This is a genomic window from Priestia sp. P5_B4, assembly GCF_056400385.1.
This window is the reverse complement of the sequence record NZ_JBFULJ010000678.1, coordinates 1-2,085: the sequence shown is the minus strand read 5'-3', so window position 1 is coordinate 2,085 and position 2,085 is coordinate 1. Positions and strand designations below refer to the sequence as shown.

Annotated in this window: 4 protein-coding genes; all 4 read right to left on the bottom strand. The window is 35.2% G+C overall.

Annotation, left to right across the window (positions count from 1 at the left end; translation table 11 throughout):
• Positions 1 to 85 precede the first annotated feature (85 nt).
• The 4 genes from AC1DRF_RS24605 to AC1DRF_RS24590 all read right to left on the bottom strand — a co-directional run bounded on the left by AC1DRF_RS24605 (position 86) and on the right by AC1DRF_RS24590 (position 2,061).
• On the bottom strand, positions 86 to 541 hold the full coding sequence (locus AC1DRF_RS24605) for a hypothetical protein (protein WP_427075990.1): 456 nt from the start codon (positions 539 to 541) through the stop codon (positions 86 to 88).
• A gap of 241 nt (positions 542 to 782) precedes the next feature.
• Positions 783 to 1,235, bottom strand: a complete 453-nt coding sequence (locus tag AC1DRF_RS24600) for a DMT family transporter (RefSeq protein ID WP_013057779.1) — start codon at positions 1,233 to 1,235, stop codon at positions 783 to 785.
• 12 nt (positions 1,236 to 1,247) lie between these two features.
• Positions 1,248 to 1,676, bottom strand: coding sequence for a DMT family transporter (locus AC1DRF_RS24595; protein WP_477741927.1), 429 nt, complete (start codon positions 1,674 to 1,676; stop codon positions 1,248 to 1,250).
• Between the two features lie 70 nt (positions 1,677 to 1,746).
• Entirely contained in the window at positions 1,747 to 2,061 is a 315-nt protein-coding gene (locus tag AC1DRF_RS24590; RefSeq protein ID WP_013083854.1) for an ArsR/SmtB family transcription factor, read from the bottom strand.
• Between the last annotated feature and the right edge of the window lie 24 nt (positions 2,062 to 2,085).

Genomic DNA, 2,085 nt, shown 5'->3' with positions numbered 1-2,085 from the left:
ATATGTGAAGAGAAAACACACTTCATAATAAAGCCCCTTTTGAATAGAGGAATAAATACCTTCAAAAGGGGGGAGAGTTGGAATTTTATCTTTCTTGATGTTTATACTCGAGTAGTTTTACGACGTTTTCTACATCATTTTCAGCAGAAAGTTCGTTGATATTCACTTTATAAATAAGCGTATCCGTTGCAAAAAATTCATCTTCTCCTTCAGGTTTTACTTTTAAGTTTAAGATTTTCACCCGCACAATATGAGTGAACTTACCGCCTTTACCGGGCTGTATTTCACCCATTTGTATCCCGATATCATCTTTTTTAATAGGGCGAACTTTTACTTTTTTATGCTGTTTACCGTAAACCTTCTCATAATGAGAAGTAATATCTTGATGTACCCAAGGTTCAAGATATTGATAAATAAAATCTTTTACAACAGGCTGACTTACGTGTGATTCTATATTTTCTTCTGGTATATTTTCTTCTGCGGAAATGGAAAGCGTAAAACAAAAAAAGACAAATGCTGCTAAAAATAAAAATTTTCCCACGAAAAAACCCACCTTACCTGTTCGTTTATGTAGCTGATTTTCTAGATCTGCCTCTTTATCTTTTGAACAAAGGCAGGAAGGTATGCACAATTTTTTTTGTGGAATTTACCTTATTTAAAATCAATTTAGTTTAAATAAGATATGTTCTAAATAATTGATTGAAAATTCAAATGCGGTTTACGTACAAAAAATAGCCAAGTGCGCCTTTACATAGAGGCACTTGGCTATTTTCATGAATATTTTATGCTGCTGTTTTCTTATTGCCTTTAAAAATAAAATAAAGAGCTAATAACATAAATGCTACACCAATCCAGCGGGATAGATCAAAGGGTACTTCCTTGCTTCCAAACCAGCCAAAATGGTCGATAATCATACTTGCAAATAACTGACCGATAACAGTTGAGATATTAGCTGCTGTTACACCAATTTTAGGTACAGCTAAAACCGTTAGAAATAAATAAGATGCTCCGAATAAAGCGCAGGTAAGCTGCCATTTAGGGACATCGAAAACCGAGAGAATGTTTCCTTGACCAAAAAATACAACGACAATTGTTAAAATCATGGCACCTGTTGCAAAGGTTAAAAAAGCTGTTTCAAACGTACCTGTTTTTTTACTTAGTGTGCCGTTAATAGAAGACTGAGCGCTTAGCGTTAATCCTCCTATTAAGGTAAGGATCACCATCAATAAACTCATCATAAAACCCTCCTAGAAAATAAGTACAAGCGCAATTCCCATACATACAATAGCCATTACGCGTTCTTTGTTAATTTTAATTTTGCTGCTGCCAAGCCAACCAAAATGCTCAATGATCATACTTGTAATCATTTGGCCCACAATAACAGCAACCATTGAAACGCCAATTCCGATAAAGGGGATACTAATCACTAGAATTGTTAAATACACCGTACCTAATAAACCGCCGGTTAAATTCCACTTAGGTGCTTTTAAGACGTAAGGTAAATCTCCTTTTCCAGCAAATAAAGTAGTCAGACCTAAAATGAGTGTTCCCATGATAAAAATATAATAACTGCTTTCAAGTTTCMCCACTGTTTTTCCAAGTTCTCCGGCAATAGCGCCTTCCATACTTAAAGCAGCGCCGCCTAGAACTGCAATCAAATAAACCAACAACTTCACGTTTATCACTCCAATATTTCTTTATATTCATATATCTAGAAAAGTAGATATAATAAGTGAAAAAAACTCGTTAAAGTTTTTTTCGTAAGAATGAAGAAAGCTCTTGAAGCGTTTCTTCGTTTCGGCGATAGTATGTCCATTGACCGTGCCGAATTGACTCTAACAAACCTGCTTTTTGCATCATGGAAAGATAACTGGACACTGTGGACTGAGACAGCTGAGCTTTTTCCTGAATATCTCCCACGCAAACACCGCCTCTGCTGCTGACCTCCTTAGGCAAATGTGCTTGTTTGTCTTTAAAATGCTTTTCAGGTTCTTTTAACCACTCCAATATATTTAATCGAGTTTCATTAGATAATGCTTTAAAGATATCAATAGGTTTCATACTTATTATTTTATTCGTCACAGC

Coding starts and splice junctions, on each gene's coding strand:
- AC1DRF_RS24600 (WP_013057779.1), bottom strand. CDS start 1,235: ATGAGTTTATTGATGGTGATCCTTACCTTAATAGGAGGATTAACGCTA.
- AC1DRF_RS24590 (WP_013083854.1), bottom strand. CDS start 2,061: ATGAAACCTATTGATATCTTTAAAGCATTATCTAATGAAACTCGATTA.